The 475-nt window shown below is 64.8% G+C and carries 1 pseudogene; it reads left to right on the top strand.

Annotated features, from left to right (window positions below):
• Window positions 1-475 (top strand): annotated as a pseudogene (locus tag D7X74_RS42360) (hypothetical protein); the annotation flags it as partial.

Below are 475 nucleotides of genomic sequence, written 5' to 3' on the forward strand. Positions count from 1 at the left end.
TCTGTGGGCAGCCGAGCAGGTTCTACGCAGCAAGGCTTTCGGCGGAGTACTGGTCTGGCTGAACCGGGCACGCCCAGGAGAGCTTCGCAGGCTGCAAGTGTTGGCCCAGGCTGGAGAGAGCGCCATCTGGTTGTTCCGGCCGGCCCAGGCGCAGCGTGAGTCGTCGCCGGCGGTACTGCGGCTGGGGCTGGAGCCGGCTGGCGCCGATGTGCTGTCCATCCTCTTCCACAAGCGGCGCGGGCCGTTGCGTGAATCTCCATTGCTGCTGCCGTTGGCGGATCCGATTCGGGCCGGTCGCGCTTCTGTGCGTCCGTTGCCTGTGCCGCCCGTCGAGCCGTTCATCATGGATCCGGCCACGGCGAAATTGCTGGCCGCGCTTTCGTCTCCTTCGTCTTCTGTGGCGTTCGACGCTTTGTCGGACGTTTTCGATCCAAACACTCCCGATCATGCCGTTCTGGATCGCAGTGCATCTGCC

Origin of the sequence: Corallococcus sp. CA047B (assembly GCF_003612065.1) — a bacterium.
GTDB lineage: Bacteria > Myxococcota > Myxococcia > Myxococcales > Myxococcaceae > Corallococcus > Corallococcus praedator.